Source organism: Nocardioides faecalis (genome assembly GCF_018388425.1).
GTDB lineage: Bacteria > Actinomycetota > Actinomycetes > Propionibacteriales > Nocardioidaceae > Nocardioides > Nocardioides faecalis.
This window is the reverse complement of record NZ_CP074406.1, coordinates 358,333-377,569: the sequence shown is the minus strand read 5'-3', so window position 1 is coordinate 377,569 and position 19,237 is coordinate 358,333. Positions and strand designations below refer to the sequence as shown.

Here is a 19,237-nt window from a genome sequence, read left to right as displayed (position 1 = left end):
GGTCGCGGACGACGCACCGCGTCGCGACCCGCACACGGGATGTCGCCGCGACGTCGACGGCGACGCTGGGGGCGGGGAGGACGGGCACCCGACGATCCTAAGGAGGACTTCCGCTCGCAACGAACCCTCACCCGGGGTGCGTCGCATTACAGTACGGAGCACGCCGACCCCGAGGAGACTGCACATGGGTGATTCCCTGCCCCCGAAGGCGACCGTCGACCTGGTCGGCAGCTACGCCCGCCGCCGCGGCGACCGTGCCGAGATCGTGCTGTCCGAGCCGAAGGAGGTCGTCGACGGCCAGGGCTGGGCGGTGCTGCGCCGCAAGGACCTGGAGGTCTCTGCGGACCTCCGCCTCGTCACCGACGAGCGTGGCCGCCGCTACGTGGTCTCCTGCGAGAACGCGCAGCTCGCCGACGGCCGCTGGGCGCTCATCCTGTGCGGGGAGGACGGGCAGCGACAGCGGGTCAACGCCCGCCTGCTCGTGCAGGGCGAGCGGCCGCTGTGCCTGCTGTGGGGCACCCGGCCGCCGGAGTCCACCAAGCCGATCCGGCACCGCGACCGGCCCGTCGTGATCCCGGCCCCCGCGGGGGGCCCCGCGCCCGCCGCCGCGCCGGCGGCACGCACGCAGGTGCGCGCCCTGGCCGGCAAGGTCAAGCGGCGCCTCGCTGCGCTGCGCTGAGGCGCGGGAGGGCTCGGCGACCCGGCGGCTCAGCGCTCCAGCAGCGCCAGACGCTCGGCCAGGAACCGGCCCTCGTCGTCGAAGTCGAAGGTGAAGCTGGAGCCGAACGCCTCCTGGGTCCAGCTGCCGGCGGGGTGCGCCACGTCCGGCTTGCTCCACACCGAGGTCAGCCGGTGGCCGCGGGTGGCCGCGATCAGGTACTCGTTGCGGGCGGTGTAGGAGTCCGGGGCGAGGCTGAACACCTGCTTCGGCCGGTCCGTGAAGGCCAGGGAGAACAGGCCGCTGCCCGCGAACCCGGCGATCACCTCGGCCGCGCGGAACATCGCGACCTGGTCCGAGAGCGGGTGGTCCTCGGGATAGACGACCTCGAAGCCCGCGGCACGGAAGTACTCCTCCACCTCGGCGCCGTTGTGGCACGAGCGCTTCAGCGAGGGGCGCCGGGAGACGAAGATCCGTTCCGGCCAGCTCCGCGGCGTGGCGCCCGCCAGGAGGTGCTCGGCGATCCGGTCCCAGATCCGGACCATGTCCGGGTGCACGTAGGCGGGCAGGGAGAACATCGGCGTCGCGGTGTAGAGGCGCTCCGGCACGCAGGGTGAGTCGAAGACGTGGACGTCGTCGGGGGTGATGTCGAAGGCGGCGAGGACCTGCTTCTCGAAACCGAGCAGCTCGGCCGGCTCCCGGTCGTGCTGCAGCGTGGTGAGCAGCTTGATGCCCGGCTCCAGCTCGCGCGCCTGGGCGAACGCCCACAGCCGGCTGACCTGCTCGGTGAGCAGGTGCCCGAAGTGGCCCGGCCACTCGGAGTCCAGGTGGTAATAGGCGCCGGGCAGGTGCTCGGGGTCGCTGAGGTTGCGGCGCACCCGGCCGAACAGCGGGGCCTGCTCGACCACGTAGATGTTGACCATGCGCCGCATCCAGTGGTGCCGGAAGGTCTCGGGCAGCAGCAGGTTCCGGCTGGTGACGATCTGCCCGCGCGAGCAGGTCGGTGCCTGGTAGCGGCGCAACGACAGCGCCGTGCAGTGGAAGGTGGCCGGCACGAACGGGTCCTGCGGACGGTTGAGGTGGTAGTCGACGTCCGGGCGCCACGAGGTCGCGGGGACCTTGTCGAGCAGCGCGCCGATCCCGGGCCGTTTCTCGAGGACCGCGTCGACCTCCTCCTCCCGCAGCTTCGGGGACGAGGGCATGGCCTTGACCAGCCTCAGCATCTTGCTGCGGATCTCGAGCCGCCCCAGCGCGCCGGCCAGCGCCACGATGTCGCGGAAGTGCACTCCGACGCCGCGGTGGTCGGCGAGGTCGTGCAGCCGCGCCTCCTGCGCCTCGCTGAGCATGCCCCACAGGTCGCTGGGCTCGGGTTCGTGCTCGGGCAGGTTCTCGTTGGGCAGCGCCTCGGGAGCCCCGAGCAGGGCCGCGTCCTCGGCGTCCTCGGCCGCCTCCGCGGCGGCCAGCGCCGTGTCGGTCCCGGTGTCGCGCTCCGCATCGGACTCGGTGTCGGCGTCGGACTCGGCGTCGGCGTCGGCGTCGGCGTCGGTGTGCGGCAGCAGCTGCCGCACCAGGTAGACACCGTCGGGGCGCAGGTGCCAGAACGTGCGACGGAACAGACGCACCTGGTCGTGGGAGCCGGCGTCGGCGAGGTCGATGACGACGTCGTACGGGCCGCGGATGCTGAGCCGGACGTGGGTCTCGGAGACGTCGCTGTCGGCCTTGACCATCGTGACCCGCAGGCCCGGGGCGTGCTCCAGCAGCGTGCGGCGCGCGGTGCGCACCCGCTTGCCGACGACCACCACACGCGCGGTCGACCTGGGGGTGACCTCCTCGGCCACCATCTCCCAGAACGCCCGGTGCGGACGACGGCGGCCCCAGCGCTGCTGGGCGGCTATCTCGTGCAGGGCGGGGCGGGCGGCGTCGGGGGCGACCCGCTTGCGGAGGAGGCGCACGCGCACAGTCAATCAGCCAGGACGCCGGCACCCGGCCGCGGCGGTCGCACGCGGGGGTCCTAGGCGCCGGCGAGGTCGGCGAAGGCGGCGCGCACCCGGGCGGCGCCGTCCGGGGCGCCGCGGGCGGCCAGCACGGTGTCCCAGCCCGGGTGCGCCAGCAGCGCCTCGGGGTCCACGGCCCGGCTGCGGGTGAGCACCTCGGTCGGCACCGGCTGCGGGTCGGGCACGACGGCGCTGGACTCCAGCCAGTCGTCGTACCCCTCCAGGACGCCGTCGCGGGAGGCGTCGGGGCACAGCGCCACGGCGACCCCGCTGCCGGTCGTGTTCACCTCGATCACCACCACGTCCGGCCGCATCTGGCGCAGCGCGTCGAGCGCCTTGTAGACGTCGCCGGTCCAGAAGGAGGTCTCCCGGTAGCGGTTCGCCTCGACGGCCGCGCGGGGCAGCATGTCGTCGAACACGATGACCGACGCGCCGTGGGTGAACCGCTCCACGGCCAGGTAGTCGCGCAGCGACCACTCCGCGAGGTGCATGCCGTCGATGAACGCCAGGTCCAGCACCTTGATCGGCAGGTGGGCCAGCGGGTTGCGCCGGGCGAAGAACTCGTCGCTGGTCGCCTTGGCGAGGTGGATGTCGGCCTGGAGCTCGCTTGTGATGGAGAAGTCCGGGTCGATGCCGATGCTGGGCACCCGCGAGAGGGTCAGGCTCTGGCCGAGCTGCACCCCGATCTCGAGATAGGTGCGCGGACGCACCCGCTGGTGCAGGGCAGCGAGGAATTGGTGGCGGTCCACGCTGGGAGAGTACAAGGTCGAAGGGCCGCTGGGGCCCCTCTTCGACCAACGCGTCCGCGCCGTGGCGCGCTCAGGCCCGGTGGCTGTGGATGAGCGTCATCGCCTCGGCGCGGGTCGCCGGGTTGTGCATGATGCCGCGCACGGCGGAGGTGATGGTGCGGGCGCCGGCCTTGCGCACGCCGCGCATGGTCATGCACAGGTGCTCGGCCTCGATGACGACGATGACGCCGCGCGCCTCCAGGATCTCCATCAGGGAGTCCGCGACCTGGGTGGTCAGCCGCTCCTGGACCTGCGGGCGCTTGGCGAAGACGTCGACGAGTCGGGCGAGCTTCGACAGGCCGGTGATCTTGCCGGACTCCGCCGGGATGTAGCCGACGTGCGCGACGCCGGTGAACGGCACGAGGTGGTGCTCGCACATCGACCACAGCTCGATGTCGCGGACCAGCACCATCTCGTCGTGGCCCAGGTCGAAGGTCGTGGTGAGGACGTCCTCGGCGCCCATCCGCAGGCCGGAGGTGAGCTCGGCGTACGCCCGGGCGACCCGGGCGGGGGTGTCGCGCAGGCCCTCTCGATCGGGGTCCTCACCCATCGCGAACAGCAGCTCGCGGACGGCCGCGGCCGCCCGGTCGTGGTCGAACTCGGCCACCGGGGCGCCGGGTTCGGGCAGGGAGATGCGATCGGTCATCGTCAGGCTCCCCGTCAGGCGCCCGCAGTCGGCGGCACGTCGTTGGACGTCGGCGGCGCGACCGGGGTGCCGCCGTGCACGTCACCGGAGGGACCCGGCGGCGTGAGCACCTGCCCGGCGTCGCGGGAGCCGCTGACGCCGTTCTGCGCCCGGCGGCGGATCTCCTCGGGGATCTCCACCGGCGGGATGTCCGAGGGCACCCGGGTCGGGGAGCCGGTCCAGGCCGGACGGCGCGGCCGCAGCCGCAGCGGCGTGAAGATCTCGGCGACCTCGGCCTTGTCCAGGGTCTCCTTGTCGAGCAGCTCGAGGACGAGCTGGTCGAGCACGTCGCGGTTCTCCACCAGGATGTCGAACGCCTCCTGGTGGGCCGTCGCGAGCAGCTTCTTGGTCTCGTCGTCGATCGTGGCGGCGACGTCCTCGGAGTAGTTGCGCTGGTGGCCCATGTCGCGGCCCAGGAACGGCTCGGAGTTGGAGTCGCCGAGCTTGATCGCACCCAGCTTCTCGGTCATGCCGTACTGGGTGACCATCGCCCGGGCCAGGTTGGTGGCCTTCTCGATGTCGTTGCCGGCGCCGGTGGTCGGGTCGTGGAAGACCATCTCCTCCGCGGCCCGGCCGCCCAGCATGTAGGCGAGCTTGTCGAGCATCTCGCTGCGGGTCTGCGAGTACTTGTCCTCGTCGGGCAGCACCATCGTGTAGCCCAGCGCCCGCCCGCGCGGCAGGATCGTGATCTTGTGGACCGGGTCCGTGCCCGGGAGCGCCGCCGCGACGAGGGCGTGGCCGCCCTCGTGGTAGGCGGTGATCAGCTTCTCGTTCTCCGTCATCAACCGGGTACGACGCTGCGGACCCGCGATGACCCGGTCGATCGCCTCGTCCAGGGTGGCGGCGGTGATGACCTTCTCGTTGTTGCGCGCGGTGAGCAGCGCGGCCTCGTTGAGCACGTTGGCCAGGTCGGCGCCGGAGAAGCCGGGGGTGCGCCGAGCGACCGAGAGGAGGTCGACGTCGGAGTACAGCGGCTTGCCCCGGGAGTGGACCTCGAGGATCCGCTTGCGGCCCGACAGGTCGGGGGCGTCGACCTGGATCTGGCGGTCGAAGCGACCCGGGCGCAGCAGCGCGGGGTCGAGCACGTCGGGCCGGTTGGTGGCCGCGATCAGGATGACGCCGCCGCGCACGTCGAAGCCGTCCATCTCGACGAGGAGCTGGTTGAGGGTCTGCTCGCGCTCGTCGTGACCGCCGCCCATGCCGGCGCCGCGGTGGCGGCCGACGGCGTCGATCTCGTCGATGAAGACGATCGCGGGGGCGTTCTCCTTGGCCTGCTCGAACAGGTCGCGCACGCGGGAGGCACCGACACCGACGAACATCTCGACGAAGTCGGAGCCGGAGATGGAGTAGAAGGGCACGCCCGCCTCGCCGGCGACGGCGCGGGCGAGCAGGGTCTTGCCGGTTCCGGGCGGGCCGTAGAGCAGCACGCCCTTGGGGATCTTGGCGCCGACGGCCTGGAACTTGGCGGGCTCGGCGAGGAACTCCTTGATCTCCCCGAGCTCCTCGATCGCCTCGTCGCAGCCCGCGACGTCGGCGAACGTGGTCTTCGGCATGTCCTTGGTGATCATCTTGGCCTTGGACTTGCCGAACTGCATGACACCCCGGCCACCGCCCTGGACGTTGTTCATCAAGAAGATGAACAGCAGGATGATCAGGGCGAACGGCAGCAGCGTGGCCAGGATGGAGCCGAACAGGCTGGGCTGGGGGTTCTTCGAGTTCGACTTCTCGATCCCGCCGGAGGCCAGCTGCTTGTCGACCGCGGCGAGCAGGGTCTCCTGCTGGCCGTTGATGTAGTACGACATCACCTTGTCGCCGCCGTCGCGGACACCCTTGTCGAGGGTGGCCTCGATGGCCTGGTCCCCGTCGATGAAGGTGATGTCCTTGACCTCACCCTTCTCGATGTACTTGGCCATCTGCGAGGTCGGCACCTCGTCGTACCCGCCTCCGGGCGCGAGGAGCTGCAGTGCGAGGACGACGGCGAACACCGCCACCACGATCCAGAGCCAAGGGCCCCTGAAAACGCGCTTCACTGACTTCCGCTCCCCAATCCACGATCCCGGTCAGTCGACGGTACACGGCCGACCCGAGCCATATTCTGTCCGGTACCGGGCGCTCCGCCCGGTGGTGGCCACGCCTCGACACCCCGATCGGCCCCGGAGCGTGCCCCGACTGACAACGAGCGATCCGCTCCCCGAGTTCCCAGGAGCCTGGATCGGATCAGGAGTAGACGGACGGCGCGAGGGTGCCGATGTCGCGCAGGTTGCGGTAGCGCTCGCGGTAGTCGAGGCCGTAGCCCACGACGAACTCGTTCGGGATGTCCCAGCCGACGTACTTGGCCTCGATCGGCATCTGCAGCGCCTCGGGCTTGCGCAGCAGGGTGGCGATCTCCACGCTCGCCGGGCCGCGCGAGCTCAGGTTCGAGGTCAGCCACGACAGGGTCAGGCCGGTGTCGATGATCTCGTCGACGATCAGCACGTGCCGGCCGCTGATGTCGGCGTCGAGGTCCTTGAGGATCCGCACGACGCCCGAGGACTTCGTGCCCGAGCCGTACGACGACACGGCCATCCAGTCCATCTCGACGTGGCGGTGCAGCGCCCTAGAGAGGTCAGCCATCACCATCACGGCCCCACGGAGCACGCCGACGATGACCAGGTCCTTGCCCTCGTAGTCGCGGCTGATCTCCGCGGCCATCTCGCCGATGCGCTCCTGGATCTGCGCCTCGGTGAAGAGCACCTCGACGAGGTCGTCCCGGATGTCCGCTGAGTCCATGGCGCTCAGCCTGCCACAGCCGTCGGGCGGAACCGGAGGTGGCCGTCACGTCGGTAGGCCGTGGTGTGACCCGGCAGCTGGACCTCCCCGCGCACCCGTCCGGTGACCAGCCCGTGCAGCGCGGTGACGTGCACGTGGAACAGCTCGGCGTCGCGGGCGCCGGCGGCCAGCGCGGCCAGCCGCAGCACCCGGGTCGCGATCGCCGGCGGGGCGGCGGCGAGCTCGGCCACCGGCAGGCTCACCCCGGCCCCGGCCCCGTCGTCGGCGTCGTCGGCCGTGTCGCCGGCGGGCGTCGAGGCGGCCAGCTCGTCGTAGCGTGCCCGGGCGATCGCGTCGAGGGCCTCCACGTCGGCGCGGACCTGGTCGGCGGTCCGGGCCAGCGTGGCCGCCACGCCGGGGCCGAGCTCGGCCTCCAGCATCGGCAGCACACGACGCCGGACACGCACCCGGGTGAAGCCCGGGTCGTCGTTGTGCGGGTCGTCCCAGTACTCGATGCCCTCGGCCAGGCAGGCGGCGACGGTGTCGGCGCGGGCGACGTCGAGCAGCGGACGCGCGTAGTGGTCGAAGCCGCGGCGCATGCCGGCCAGGCTGCGGGCACCGGAGCCTCGGGTCAGGCCGAGCAGCACCGTCTCGGCCTGGTCGTCGCGGGTGTGGCCGAGCAGGACCAGGGCTGCCGAGAAGTGCGCGCGCATCTGCTCCAGGACGTCGTACCGCGCCCGGCGGGCGGCGGCCTCCGGACCGAGGCCGGCGTCGTCGACGTGCACCCGCGCCGAGGCGGTCTCGTCGGCGCCGAGGCCGGCCATCTGGGCGACCACCCGGTGGGCGTGCTCGGCGGAGCCGGGCTGCAGCCCGTGGTCCACGGTCGCCCCGACCACCCGCAGGCCGGCGCGGCCTGCCTCGAACACGGTCGCCGACAGCAGCGCCAGCGAGTCGGCGCCGCCGGAGCAGGCGACCAGCACCCTGCCGCCCGCGGCCACGCCCGGCGTCTCGGTGAGGGTGGCGCGCACGCCGGCGCGGACCGCGGCGACCGCCGGGTGCAGGCCCATCGGTTGCTCCGGTCCGGCTCAGCCCAGCACGCGGCGGACCCAGGACTCCGGGTCGGCCAGCTCCGCCTTGGCGGGCAGGTTCTCCGGCCCGGCCCACACGGCGTTGAACTCCTCCATGCCGACCTTGTCGACGACGGACCGCACGAAGTGCGCGCCGTCGCGGTACTGCGCCATCTTGGCCTCGATGCCCAGCAGGCGGCGCAGCAGCCGGTCGAGGGTGCCCAGGCCCTTGCGGCGCTGGGTGAAGCGGGCGCGGATCTGCGCGACGCTGGGGATGACGGTCGGCCCGACGTCGTCCATGACCACGTCGGCGTGGCCCTCCAGCAGCGACATCATCCCGGTCACGCGGTCCAGCACCTCGCGCTGCTCAGGCGAGGAGAACATCTCCACGATGCTGCCGCCCTTGCGGCCGGCCTTGGCCGCCTCGAGCAGCCGCTCGAGGCCGCCCTCGAGGAAGCCGCCGGGCTCCACCGCGTCGCTGATCGCGCGGATCTCGGAGAACAGGTGCTCCCGCATCCAGGGCACCGCGGTGAACTGCACGCGGTGCGTCTCCTCGTGCAGGCACACCCAGAGCCGGAAGTCGTGCGGGTCGACGTCGAGCTCGCGCTCGATGTGCATCACGTTGGGGGCCACCAGCAGCAGCCGGCCGTGCGGCTCGTGGAAGGGGTCGAACTGGCCGAGCACCTTGCCCGCCAGGAAGCCCAGCAGGCCGCCCACCTCGGCACCGGTGACCTTGGAGCCCACCGCCTGCCCGATCCGGCTCGGCGGCTTCTCCGCGGCCAGCTTGGCGACCATGTGCCGGCTCGCGGCCTCGAAGCCCTCGGCGTTCGCCTGCACCCAGCCCGGGCGGTCGACCACGAGGATCGGCGCCGTGCCCGCAGGCGCGTCGAGGCCGGTGAAGTCACGGACCAGACCGGTCGAGCGGTGCGCCCCGGCACGCAGCTCGGCGACCGCGTCGGCGGCCTCCGCCCGGCTCACCACCGGCCCCTCGCCAGCGAGCCGGGAGCCGAGCGAGATGGCCAGGTCCCAGTCGATCATCCGGGGAGGTTCGGCAGAGGGCACACTCATGGCCGAAGCCTACGGGGTGCTCCGAGACGCGCTCAGCGCCCGCACGAGCAGGCGCCGAGACCGGCGGCCGCCGCATCCATCTCGAGCCGGCCGAGCCCCTCCCTGCCCTCGGGCAGCCGGTCGGCCATCAGCGCGAACGCGATCGGGTTGCCCTGGGCGTCCACCGCGATGCCGGCCAGCGAGGAGACCCCGCGCAGCGTCCCGGTCTTGGCCCGCACCCGGCCGCGGCCCTGTGCGGCGGCACCCTCCGCCATGCGGTTGGTCAACGAGCCGGAGAAGCCGGCCACCGGCAGCGCGGCCAGCAGCGGACGCAGCCCGGGGTGCTCGTCGGAGGCCGCGAGCCGCAGCACACCGAGCAGCACGTCGGGCGAGAGCCGGTTGTCCCGCGAGAGCCCGCTGCCGTCGTACAGCACGGAGCGGCCCAGGGCGATGCCGTTGGCGGTGAGCGCCCGGGCCACCGACTCCTGCCCACCGACGAAGGAGCCCTCGCCCTGCTCCGCGATCCCGATGTGGCGCAGCAGCGCCTCGGTGGCCACGTTGTCGCTGACCTCGATCGCCCGCTGCACGATCTGCGCCAGCGGCGGGCTGTCCACGCCCGCCAGCTCCTCGGCGCCGGGCGCCGCGGACGCCTTGGCGAGCGGGCCGACGACCTCGATGCCGGCGCGGACCAGTGCCCGGCGGAACACCCGGGCCGCCTGGGCGGCGGGGTCGGTGACGTATCCCCAGCGGTCCGGGTCGCGGCCCTGGTCGACGGTGAGCGCGCTGACCGGCCCGATCTCGCTCGGCAGGTAGTCCGGCTCCCAGGTGGGGTTGACGGCGGGACCGGTGAACAGGGAGTCGTCGTAGCCCAGCGAGACCGACGTGACGCCCTGGGCGGTCAACGCCTTCGCCGTACGACGCGCCAGGGTGCGCACGTCCGCGCGGGCCGGGTCGAAGGTGCCGGCCTGCTCGGCGCTCGCCGTACGGGCGGGGTCGTTGGTGCCCGTCGAGCGCTTCGCGGCCAGGTACGGGTCGCCGCCGCCGACCAGCGTCAGCCGGGGCGTCGTCGTACCGGCGCCGCTGCCCGGGGCGGGCTCGGTGCCCGGGTCGAGGACGGTGGTGGTCTCGAAGACGTGCTCACCGCCCAGCAGGAGCAGCGCGACAGCGGCGGTGACGACCTTCGTGGTCGAGGCCGGGATGGCGACCGCGGCCGCGGGGCCCTTGCGGTAGGTCACGCCGGAGCCCTCCAGCGGCCCGACGGCCGCCAGCACCCGGCGGCCCAGGGCGGGGTCGCCGAGCGCGGCGAGCGCCTTGGCGACGGCGGCCTTGTCCAGCGGGACGGTGTCGGCGGGCACCCCCACCGCCTGCGGGGCGACAACCTCGGGCAGGTCCAGCTCCGGCGGCGGCGCCACCGCGGCGGGGTCCTGCGTGGGGTCCGTGCCGTTGCGCCAGCGGTCCCACTGCTCCTCGGCCCAGCCCGTGCGCCAGCCCACGACGGCGGCGACCAGGAGGATCACCACGAGCGCGGCGAGGACCTTCCGGAGGCGTCCGGATCCACGGGCCCGACGTTTTTTGGCCACTGTTCACTCTCCCCGGCTGCGCGTTCCGTGACATTGTGCGGGACAATGACGCGAACCGTGCCGTCGGGCACGGCTCGCGAGCGAGCCGCAGCCCGCGGCGGTCCCCTGATCGCGCACCGGGCCATGACGTTTGTTGGAGGAAGCCAGTGCTGGAGTTCGACGTCCTTGTGGAGATCCCGAAGGGGAGCCGCAACAAGTACGAGGTCGACCACGAGACCGGGCGCATGCGCCTGGACCGCTTCCTGTTCACCTCCACGATGTATCCGGCGGACTACGGCTACATCGAGGACACCCTCGGCCAGGACGGCGACCCGTTGGACGCCCTCGTGCTGCTCCAGGAGCCGACCTTCCCCGGCATCCTCATCAAGTGCCGCGCGATCGGCATGTTCCGGATGACCGACGAGGCCGGCGGCGACGACAAGGTCCTGTGCGTGCCCGCCGGCGACCCGCGCATGGAGCACCTGCGCGACATCAACCACGTGCCGCGCTTCGACCGGCTCGAGATCCAGCACTTCTTCGAGGTCTACAAGGACCTCGAGCCCGGCAAGTCCGTCGAGGGTGCCGACTGGGTCGGCCGCGCCGAGGCCGAGGCCGAGATCGCCGCCTCCTTCGAGCGGTTCAAGTCCGGCCACTGAGCCCCACCCTCCCGACCGCCGAGTCGTGAGTTCCCGCCCCCCGAGTCGGGACTTGTCGCGCGCCGAGTCGTGAGTTTCTGACCGCCGAGTCGGGAGCTCACGACGTCGTACGACGAGAAGTCGCGACTCGGCGGACGGAAACCGACGACTCGCGGGACGGGAACTCACGACTCGCGGGGCGGGAACCCCCACGTCGGGGGTCAGCGGCGGGTGCCGCGGAAGTACACGATCCCGCCGCTGGGGCGCAGTACGACGTCGGCGACCCGGTTCGCGGCCAGCCAGCGCACGAGCTCGCGGCTGGTGCAGCCGCGCCCGACGACGCCGAGGGCCCGCCCGCCGCGGCGGATGTGCTCGTAAGCCCAGCCGGTGTCGTCGAGCAGCGCGCTGCCGGTGATCACGGCACCGGGCTTGAGCACCCGGGCGAGCTCGGCGACCGCGGTCTCGGGGTCGGTGAAGCAGTGCAGGCCGGTGAGGCTCAGCACCAGGTCGAAGGAGCCGGTGGCGAACGGCAGCGCCTGCGCGTCGGCGACCCGCGCCTGCACCTGGTCGGCGACCCCGCGCTGCTGCGCGACCCGCTCGGTGCGCGCCAGCATGGAGGCCGAGATGTCCGCGGCGACGTACTCGACGCCCTGGCCCGGGCGCAGGCCACGCAGGCCGACCCCGCCGCCGCAGGGCACGTCGAGAACTCGGGCGCCGGTGGGCTGCCGGCCCACCTCGGCGGTGGCGGCGTACAGCAGCCGCAGGTCGCTGTTCAGGCCCAGGCGCCACAGCGGGACGCCGGCGGTCGGGTTCTCCACGGTCCAGTCGTAGAACCGGGCCCACAGCGGGTCGCTCTCCCAGCCGCCGACGCCCGGAAGCCGGGACAGGACCCGCTGGATCATGCGGTGCGCTCCCCGAGCAGCGCGGAGGCCCGCAGCATCTCGGTCGGCACCGCGAACGCGTCGACCAGGTCGCCGGCGATCGGACGGACCCGGCGGCACAGCTCGCCGATCTCCTTGGTGATCGCCTTGGAGCGCTGCGTGGTGAGCCGGCCGTGCTCCATGAACCAGGCGGCGTCGGCCTCGATCCCGCTCAACGCGTGCAGGTCGCACATCAGGTTCAGCGCGAACTTGTTGTCGCCGTCGGGCAGCTTCTCGACCACCCCGACGAACGCCTCCAGCACGATCCGCTCCACGTGCGCCCGGGCCGCCCGGATGAGGTGCTCCTGGACCTCGGAGAAGACCTCGCCGGCGTTGGCGCCGGAGTCCACGCCGCGCTTGAGCCGCCGGGCGGCGCCGCCGATGAGGTGCTCCTCGCGGAAGCGGTACATCGCCAGGTGGTAGTCGGGGTCCAGCAGCCCGGAGTCGGTGTGCCACTCGTCGCTGCCGCCGCCGGGCAGCACGTCGCGGATCTGCTCCAGCAGCTTGTGCACGCTGGTGCGCTCCAGCACCGTCTCCACCGCCAGGCCGGCCACGAACCGCACCATGCCGAGCTGGTCGAGGTCGGAGAACTCGCTGGCGTAGTCGGTGAGCAGGCTCTTGCCGACCAGCTGCAGCAGGACGTGGTTGTCGCCCTCGAAGGTGGTGAAGATGTCGGTGTCGGCCTTGAGCGCGGCGAACCGGTTGGCCGAGAGGTAGCCGGCGCCGCCGCAGGCCTCGCGGCACTCCTGGATGACGTCGGTGGCCAGCCAGGTGGCCAGCGCCTTGGTGCCGGCGGCACGCGACTCCAGCAGCCGGCGGGACTCCTCGTCGGTGCGGATCCCGGAGAAGACGTCGTGCAGGTCCTCGGTGAGCACCTCGGAGGCGAAGTGCAGGGCGTAGGTGCGCGCCAGCCGCGGGAACAGCCGGCGCTGGTGCAGGCCGTAGTCGAGCAGCAGCTGCTCCTCACCGTCCTCACCGTTGCCGGTCTCGAACTGCCGGCGGCGCAGCGCGTAGTGGATCGCGATGGTCAGCGCCACCTTGGCCGCGCTGACCCCGGCGGAGGCCACCGAGACCCGGCCTTGGACCAGCGTGCCGAGCATGGTGAAGAACCGGCGGCCCTGGCTCTCGATCTCGCTGACGTAGGTGCCGTCCTCGGTGACGTCGGCGAACCGGTTGAGCAGCGCCTCGCGCGGCACCCGGACCCCGTCGAACCAGATCCGGCCGTTGTCGACGCCGTTGAGCCCCATCTTGGGGCCGTCGTCCTCGATCCGCACGCCGGGCAGCACCGTGCCGTCCTCGGCACGCAGCGGCACCACGAAGGCGTGCACGCCGTGCCCCTCCCCCGCGACCTCGAGCTGGGCGAACACCACGGCCACCCGCCCGTGGGCGGCGGCGTTGCCGATGTAGTCCTTGCCGGCGTCCACGGTGGGGGTGTCGATGACGAACTCGCGGGTCTCGGCGTCGTACGTCGCGCGGGTGCCCAACGCCTGCACGTTGCTGCCGTGCCCGGTCTCGGTCATCGCGAAGCAGCCGAGCAGCCGCCCGGAGACGATGTCGGCGAGGTAGGCCCCGTGGTGCCGCTCGGTGCCCAGCTGCAGGATCGCGCCGCCGAAGAGCCCGAACTGCACGCCGGTCTTGACCAACACCGACAGGTCGCCGTACGCCAGGGTGCTGAAGGCGGCCACGGAGGCGCCGATGTCGCCACCACCGCCGTGCTCGGGCGGGAAGCCCATCCCGGTGGCGCCGCTGCCGGCCATCTCCTGGACCACCTCGAGGACACGCTCGCGGTACTCCCCACGGCTCATCCGTTCGGCGTCGTCGAGCAGGGAGGCGTACGACGGCAGCAGCGTGCGGACCGCGGTGCGGATCTCGGCGTGACGGCCGTCCAGGACGGCGGTCAGCTCGGGCACGTCGAGGCTCAGCTGGGGCGGGAAGGCGGTGATCGGGTCCTCGGCCATGGTGGTGAAAGTAGCCGACCAGACAACCCCTGTGCGGCACTGCGCGGCACTGCGTGGCACTGCGCCGCGAACGCGTCGCGGTGCGGCGCGGTGGCGCTACCCGTGCTGTCCAGGCAGGTCGGCGGGCACCTTCGCGGCCTCCGGCGGGCGCGCGTGCAGGCCGTGGTCGAACCGCTGCCCGCTGACCAGGCCCCCGATGTAGAAGGAGACCACCGCGATCGCGACGCCGGCGATGTCGTCGGCGACGTAGTGCCAGCCGAAGTACAGAGTGGCGATCACGGTGAGCCCGAAGTTCACCCAGAACACCCACTTCACGACCCTGGAGCGCAGCGTGTACTGCACGATCAGCGCGAACAGCAGCGTGATCGCGCAGTGCAGGCTGGCGAAGCCGGCGATCGAGTTCACCGACCCGGGGGCATCGCCGTAGAGCACCTTGCCGCGGGCGTTGACGATGCTGTTCATCAGGTCGGTGGTGCCGGTGTGCGCGAGCGCGGTGTACTCCGGCCAGTAGGCGATCCCCGGGCCGAGCGTGGGCAGCAGGTAGTACGACAGCGTGCCCAGCGACCAGGCCAGGCACTGCGAGGTGACGAACCAGTAGCCGTAGCTGATGTTGCGCGACCACACCAGCCAGGCGGTGACGCCGAGCGGGACCAGCGGCAGGAACGCCAGGTAGATCGGGGAGAGCACGTGCGCGGTGAGGCTCGTGCCGAGCACGGTGTGCAGCACGTCGCTGGGGTCGGCGCCGAAGAACAGCACCCGGTCCACGATGTGCAGCTCGCGGTCGTACGACAGCGCCTTCACCTCACCGGGCGCGGCACTCGGGTCGGAGCGGACGAACGGCAGGAAGGACTTCAGGTTCCGGTAGCTGACGTAGGTCAGGTAGAAGCTGATCACCCCGACCGCGACCAGGGTGGTGCGCTCCCGGGTCCAATGGGTGCGCAGCCGGTGCCGCACCAGCGGCACGAACCGGGCCGGGCGACCGCCCGAGTCCCACAGCGTCATCGGCAGCAGGTCCAGCAGCAGCGCGCCAAGCAGCAGCAGCGGGAGCCGGATGTAGGACGGCCCCAGGAAGCTGCCCTCCGGGTCCAGCAGGCGCCGGTCGAGCTTCACCGCGGCGAGGACCGCCAGCCCCAGCATGACCGCGGCCGTGCCGACCAGGAGGATGCAGGAGCGCCGATACACCCGAGGGAGTCTAGACAAGCCGCTACGACGACCGCGGGGCACGCAGGAGCTGCCCGCTACCCCGGCGGGGGCAGCACCGCGCACCCCTCCCGCGTCACCCGTACGACGACCGCGGCCCCCGGCGCGAACTCCGCGTCGGCGTCCGTCCCAACGTCTGGCTCGGTCCCCGGGTCGTCCCGCGGATCGGCGCCGGGGCCGGCGACGGCGTCCAGCGCCCCCACGCCGGGGACGTCGACGACCAACCGCGCCCCGTCCGGGGTCGGCCGCACCGAGCGCACCACACCGGGCAGCCCGCACCCGCCCGGGGTGCCGCTCGGCGCAGCAGGAGTGACGAGCACGCCGGAGGCGCGGACCGCGACGGCGGCACCTCCCGCTGCCGGCGCGTCCGACGCGTCCGGTGCGACCAGCCCCGCCGCACGGAGCACGGTGGCCGCGGCAGCGCCGTCGAGCACCCGGCTGTAGCCGAGGAACAGCGCGGTCGCGGCGTCGGCGGGCGCGCGCCACACCTGTCCGGTGGGTCCCTCCTGCACGATCCGGCCCGCCCGCATCACCGCCACCCGGTCGGCGACGGCGAAGGCCTCGGCCTGGTCGTGGGTGACCATCAGCGCAGTGGTCCCGGTCTCGGCCAGGATCGTGCGCAGGTCGCCGGCCAGGCGGGCGCGCAGCTCGGCGTCCAGGGCACTGAGCGGCTCGTCGAGCAGCAGCAGCCGCGGGCGGGCGGCCAGCGAGCGGGCCAGGGCGACCCGTTGCCGCTCACCGCCGGACAGCGTGCGCGGCATCCGGTCGTCGTACCCGGGCAGGCCGACCAGCTCGAGCAGCGCGGAGGCCTCGGCGGCCGCGGTGGCGCGGCTGCCGCGGCGCAGCCGGCGGGCGTAGGCGACATTGCGGGCGACGCTGAGGTGGTCGAAGAGCTGGCCGTCCTGGAACATCAGCGCGAACCCGCGGCGGTGGGTGGGCGTGGCGGCCAGGTCGGCGCCGTCCCAGCCGATCCGGCCGGCGGCGAGGCGCTCCAGGCCGGCCACCGCCCGCAGCAGGGTCGACTTGCCGCAGCCGGAGGGTCCGAGCACCGCCAGCACGGTGCCGTCGGCGACGTCGAGGTCGACGTCGTCGACCGCGGCCACCCCCTCGAACCGCACCTGCACGCCGCGCAGCGACAGCCCCATCCTCACCACGCTCCCGTTCCCGGCACCCGCAGGCGCTCGACCAGCCCGATCACCACGGCCGTGGTGATCGCCAGCACCACCGACGCGGCCATCGCGGTGCCGTAGTTCAGTGCGCCCGGGTGGCTGAGCAGCCGGTAGATCGCCACCGGCAGGGTGGGCTCGGCCGGGCGGACGATGAAGGAGGTGGCGCCGAACTCCCCCAGCGACACCGCGAAGGAGAACCCGGCGGCGGCGAGCAGCGGGCGCCACACCACCGCGAGGTCGACGGTGGCCAGCGTGCGCAGCGGCCCGGCGCCCAGCGAGGCGGCCGCCTGCCGCTGCCGGTCGTCGATGCCGGCCAGCACCGGCACCAGGGTGCGCACCACCAGCGGGAGCGCCACCAGCGCCTGGGCGATCGGCACCAGCAGCGGCGAGGCGCGCAGGTCCAGCGGCGGGGAGTCCAGCGCGATCAGGAACCCGAAGCCCAGCGTCACCGCCGAGACCCCGAGCGGCAGCATGAAGAAGCCGTCCAGCACCGCGCGCAGCCGTCGTACGGCGCGGGTGCGGACCTGGCGGGTGACGACGAAGGCGATGATCGCGCCGAGCGCCAGCGACATCCAGGTGGCGTCGACCGCGATCCGCAGCGACGCCATCAGCGCGTCGGCGACCGAGACCTGCAGCAGCCCTTCCCCCGAGCCGGACAGCGCCCGGTAGTAGGCCAGGCTCCAGGTGCCGTCGTGGCGCACCGAGGAGATCGCGAGGGTGAGCACCGGCAGCGCGACCAGGCCCAGGGTCAGCGCGGTGCACGCCAGTGCCGGGACGTCGCGGCGACTGGGTCGGGTCGGGGCGGCGACGGTACGTCGTACGGTCTGCTCGGGCACCGCGCGCAACCGGCCGACGACGACCAGCAGCGCCACCACCGCCAGCATCTGCACCAGCGACAGCGCGGCGGCGGCGGGCAGGTCGAGCAGGTCCGCGGTGAGCAGGTAGATCTCGGTCTCCACCGAGGAGTAGCGCACCCCGCCGAGCACCAGCACCACCCCGAACGCGGTGGCGCAGAACAGGAAGACCACGCTCGCCGCGGACACGATCGCCGGACGCAGCGCGGGCAGGGTGACGGTGCGCAGCACGGTGAACGGCGAGGCGCCCAGCGCCGCGGCGGCCTCGCCGGGGCGGCGGTCCAGCCCCTCCCAGGCCACCCCGACGGTGCGGATCACCACGGCCACGTTGAAGAACACCAGGCCCGCCACGATCGCCACCGGGGTGCCGTCGAGGTCGAGGAAGCCCAGCGGTCCCGACGGCGCGATCACCTGGCGCACCGCCAGGCCGACCACCACCGTCGGCAGCACGAACGGCACCAGCAGCGCCGCCCGGACGACGGCACGGCCGGGGAAGGAGAGCCGGTGCAGCACGTACGCCGCGGGCAGGCCGAGGACGACCGCGACCACGGTGGCCACGCTCGCGGTCCACACGGTGAACCACAGCACCCGGCCGGTGCGCGGACGGGCCAGCACGTCGAGCACCGCCCCCGGGGAGAACGTGGTGCCCCCGCCGGGCGCCGGCACCCACAGGCCGCGCTCGAGCATCGCCGCGACCGGCAGCACGAAGAAGACGCCGACCACGAGCACCGGCACCGCGGTGAGCGCGACCAGGCCCAGCCGGCCCGCGATCCGTGTCATCGCGAGATGATCTCGGTCCACTCCTCCAGCCAGGCGGACCGGTTGGCGGTGACCTCGTCGGGATCGAGCTGCTCGGTGCGCTCGGGCCGTACGGCGAACTCGGCCCACTCCGCGGGCAGGTCCACCTGGGTGGAGACCGGGAAGACGTACATCTGCGTCATCGCAGCCTGTACCTCGTCCGAGACCAGCCAGTCGATGACCGCGCGCGCCCCGGCGGTGTTGGTGCCCTCCCCGTCCAGCACGCCGGCGTACTCCACCTGGCGGTAGCAGCCGTCGAGCAGCGCGCTCGTGGTGGACCGCTTCCCGGCCTCGTCGAGGGTGAACACCGGGGAGGAGTCGTAGGAGACCACGATCGGCCGGTCGCCGCCGGAGAAGGTGAAGTCGGTGAAGTAGGCGTCGCTCCAGCCCTTGACCACCTTGGCACCGTTGTCGACCAGCCGGGTCCAGTAGTCGGCCCAGTCGTCGCCGTACCGGGCGATGGTGGCGAGCAGGAAGGCCAGGCCGGGCGAGCTGGTGCTGGCCCCGGGCAGCACGAACAGGTCGCGGTAGGCGGGCTTGGTCAGGTCCTCCAGCGTCCGTGGCGCGGGCAGCTTCTTCGCCGCGAACCAGGCGTCGTCGACGTTGACGCACACGTTGCCGGTGTCGACCGGGGTGAGCACGTCGGCCCCCTTGCCGTCCAGCGCGTAGTCGGCCGCGCCCTCGGGCAGCTGCGGGGCGTACGGCGCGAACACGCCCTCGTCGACGGCGCGGGTGGCGAAGGTGTTGTCGATGCCGAAGACGACGTCGCCGACCGGCTTGTCCTTGGTCAGCACGAGCTCGTTGGTCAGGGCGCCGGCGTCGTCGAGCTTGGCGATCTCGAGGTCGTAGCCGGTGTCCTTCTCGAACTCGGCGATGAGCTCCTCGGGCAGGCCGAAGGACTCGTGGGTGACCAGGGTGACCTTCTTGTCCGAGTCGGCGCCGTCGTCGCCGCTGCCGACCAGCGAGCAGCCGGTGAGGGCGAGGACGGTCGCGGTGGTCACCGCGGCCAGGACCTGGTGGGTGGACGAGCTGCGCATTCGCATCTGACTGACTCCCTACACCGGTGCTAGCCGGATCAGGTTCGGAGGGTCTGCGGCGGTTCCGCACTCTCAGCACCCAGCGGTGCTCCCCTGTCTGTGGCGCCTACTGTACGACGC

16 protein-coding genes and 1 riboswitch are annotated in these 19,237 nt (G+C 72.8%); of the genes, 2 read left to right on the top strand and 14 right to left on the bottom strand.

The window, feature by feature from the left end:
• The first annotated feature begins 184 nt into the window (after positions 1–184).
• A complete protein-coding gene (locus KG111_RS01685; protein ID WP_205292347.1) occupies positions 185–679 on the top strand; it encodes a hypothetical protein in 495 nt (164 codons plus the stop codon).
• Between the two features lie 29 nt (positions 680–708).
• Here the strand turns inward: KG111_RS01685 and KG111_RS01680 are convergent, their stop codons facing one another.
• The 8 genes from KG111_RS01680 to dacB form a co-directional block, all read right to left on the bottom strand.
• Positions 709–2,610, bottom strand: coding sequence for a glycosyltransferase family 61 protein (locus KG111_RS01680; protein ID WP_205292346.1), 1,902 nt, complete (start codon positions 2,608–2,610; stop codon positions 709–711).
• A gap of 59 nt (positions 2,611–2,669) precedes the next feature.
• Positions 2,670–3,401 carry a class I SAM-dependent methyltransferase gene (locus tag KG111_RS01675; protein ID WP_205292345.1) on the bottom strand — a complete coding sequence of 244 codons (732 nt, stop codon included), beginning with the start codon at positions 3,399–3,401 and terminating at the stop codon, positions 2,670–2,672.
• A 70-nt stretch (positions 3,402–3,471) separates the two neighbouring features.
• On the bottom strand, positions 3,472–4,086 hold the full coding sequence (gene folE, locus KG111_RS01670; protein ID WP_205292344.1) for a GTP cyclohydrolase I FolE: 615 nt from the start codon (positions 4,084–4,086) through the stop codon (positions 3,472–3,474).
• Positions 4,087–4,100: 14 nt separating this feature from the next.
• Positions 4,101–6,155, bottom strand: coding sequence for an ATP-dependent zinc metalloprotease FtsH (ftsH, locus tag KG111_RS01665; RefSeq protein WP_205292343.1), 2,055 nt, complete (start codon positions 6,153–6,155; stop codon positions 4,101–4,103).
• A gap of 187 nt (positions 6,156–6,342) precedes the next feature.
• Positions 6,343–6,894: a hypoxanthine phosphoribosyltransferase gene (gene hpt / locus KG111_RS01660; RefSeq protein WP_205292342.1), complete on the bottom strand. Its 552-nt coding sequence runs from the start codon at positions 6,892–6,894 to the stop codon at positions 6,343–6,345.
• Between the two features lie 5 nt (positions 6,895–6,899).
• Positions 6,900–7,940: a tRNA lysidine(34) synthetase TilS gene (gene tilS, locus KG111_RS01655; protein ID WP_205292340.1), complete on the bottom strand. Its 1,041-nt coding sequence runs from the start codon at positions 7,938–7,940 to the stop codon at positions 6,900–6,902.
• Positions 7,941–7,958: 18 nt separating this feature from the next.
• Positions 7,959–9,008, bottom strand: a complete 1,050-nt coding sequence (locus KG111_RS01650; protein ID WP_240195974.1) for a zinc-dependent metalloprotease — start codon at positions 9,006–9,008, stop codon at positions 7,959–7,961.
• A 32-nt stretch (positions 9,009–9,040) separates the two neighbouring features.
• Positions 9,041–10,507 (bottom strand): D-alanyl-D-alanine carboxypeptidase/D-alanyl-D-alanine endopeptidase, encoded by a 1,467-nt coding sequence (gene dacB, locus KG111_RS01645; RefSeq protein ID WP_205292339.1) that lies wholly within the window; start codon positions 10,505–10,507, stop codon positions 9,041–9,043.
• A gap of 206 nt (positions 10,508–10,713) precedes the next feature.
• On the opposite strand from dacB, the gene KG111_RS01640 reads away from it, so the two are divergent.
• The gene (locus tag KG111_RS01640) at positions 10,714–11,202 is read left to right on the top strand and encodes an inorganic diphosphatase (RefSeq protein ID WP_432806869.1); all 489 of its coding nucleotides are present in this window, start codon (positions 10,714–10,716) and stop codon (positions 11,200–11,202) included.
• A 200-nt stretch (positions 11,203–11,402) separates the two neighbouring features.
• Here KG111_RS01640 and KG111_RS01635 read toward each other — a convergent pair whose 3' ends face one another.
• The 6 genes from KG111_RS01635 to KG111_RS01610 all read right to left on the bottom strand — a co-directional run bounded on the left by KG111_RS01635 (position 11,403) and on the right by KG111_RS01610 (position 19,117).
• Positions 11,403–12,083: a class I SAM-dependent methyltransferase gene (locus KG111_RS01635; RefSeq protein WP_205292337.1), complete on the bottom strand. Its 681-nt coding sequence runs from the start codon at positions 12,081–12,083 to the stop codon at positions 11,403–11,405.
• Positions 12,080–14,059, bottom strand: coding sequence for an acyl-CoA dehydrogenase family protein (locus tag KG111_RS01630; protein WP_205292336.1), 1,980 nt, complete (start codon positions 14,057–14,059; stop codon positions 12,080–12,082). The genes KG111_RS01635 and KG111_RS01630 overlap by 4 nt, the downstream gene beginning before the upstream one ends.
• A 96-nt stretch (positions 14,060–14,155) precedes the next feature.
• On the bottom strand, positions 14,156–15,241 hold the full coding sequence (locus tag KG111_RS01625; RefSeq protein ID WP_249666257.1) for a phosphatase PAP2 family protein: 1,086 nt from the start codon (positions 15,239–15,241) through the stop codon (positions 14,156–14,158).
• A 56-nt stretch (positions 15,242–15,297) separates the two neighbouring features.
• A complete protein-coding gene (locus KG111_RS01620) occupies positions 15,298–16,404 on the bottom strand; it encodes an ABC transporter ATP-binding protein (RefSeq protein WP_205292426.1) in 1,107 nt (368 codons plus the stop codon).
• A 2-nt stretch (positions 16,405–16,406) separates the two neighbouring features.
• Positions 16,407–18,062 (bottom strand): ABC transporter permease, encoded by a 1,656-nt coding sequence (locus tag KG111_RS01615; RefSeq protein ID WP_205292335.1) that lies wholly within the window; start codon positions 18,060–18,062, stop codon positions 16,407–16,409.
• Positions 18,059–19,117: a thiamine ABC transporter substrate-binding protein gene (locus tag KG111_RS01610; RefSeq protein WP_205292334.1), complete on the bottom strand. Its 1,059-nt coding sequence runs from the start codon at positions 19,115–19,117 to the stop codon at positions 18,059–18,061. Before KG111_RS01610 ends, KG111_RS01615 begins: the two co-directional genes overlap by 4 nt.
• Positions 19,116–19,222: riboswitch (TPP riboswitch) on the bottom strand. Its footprint overlaps the gene before it by 2 nt.
• Between the last annotated feature and the right edge of the window lie 15 nt (positions 19,223–19,237).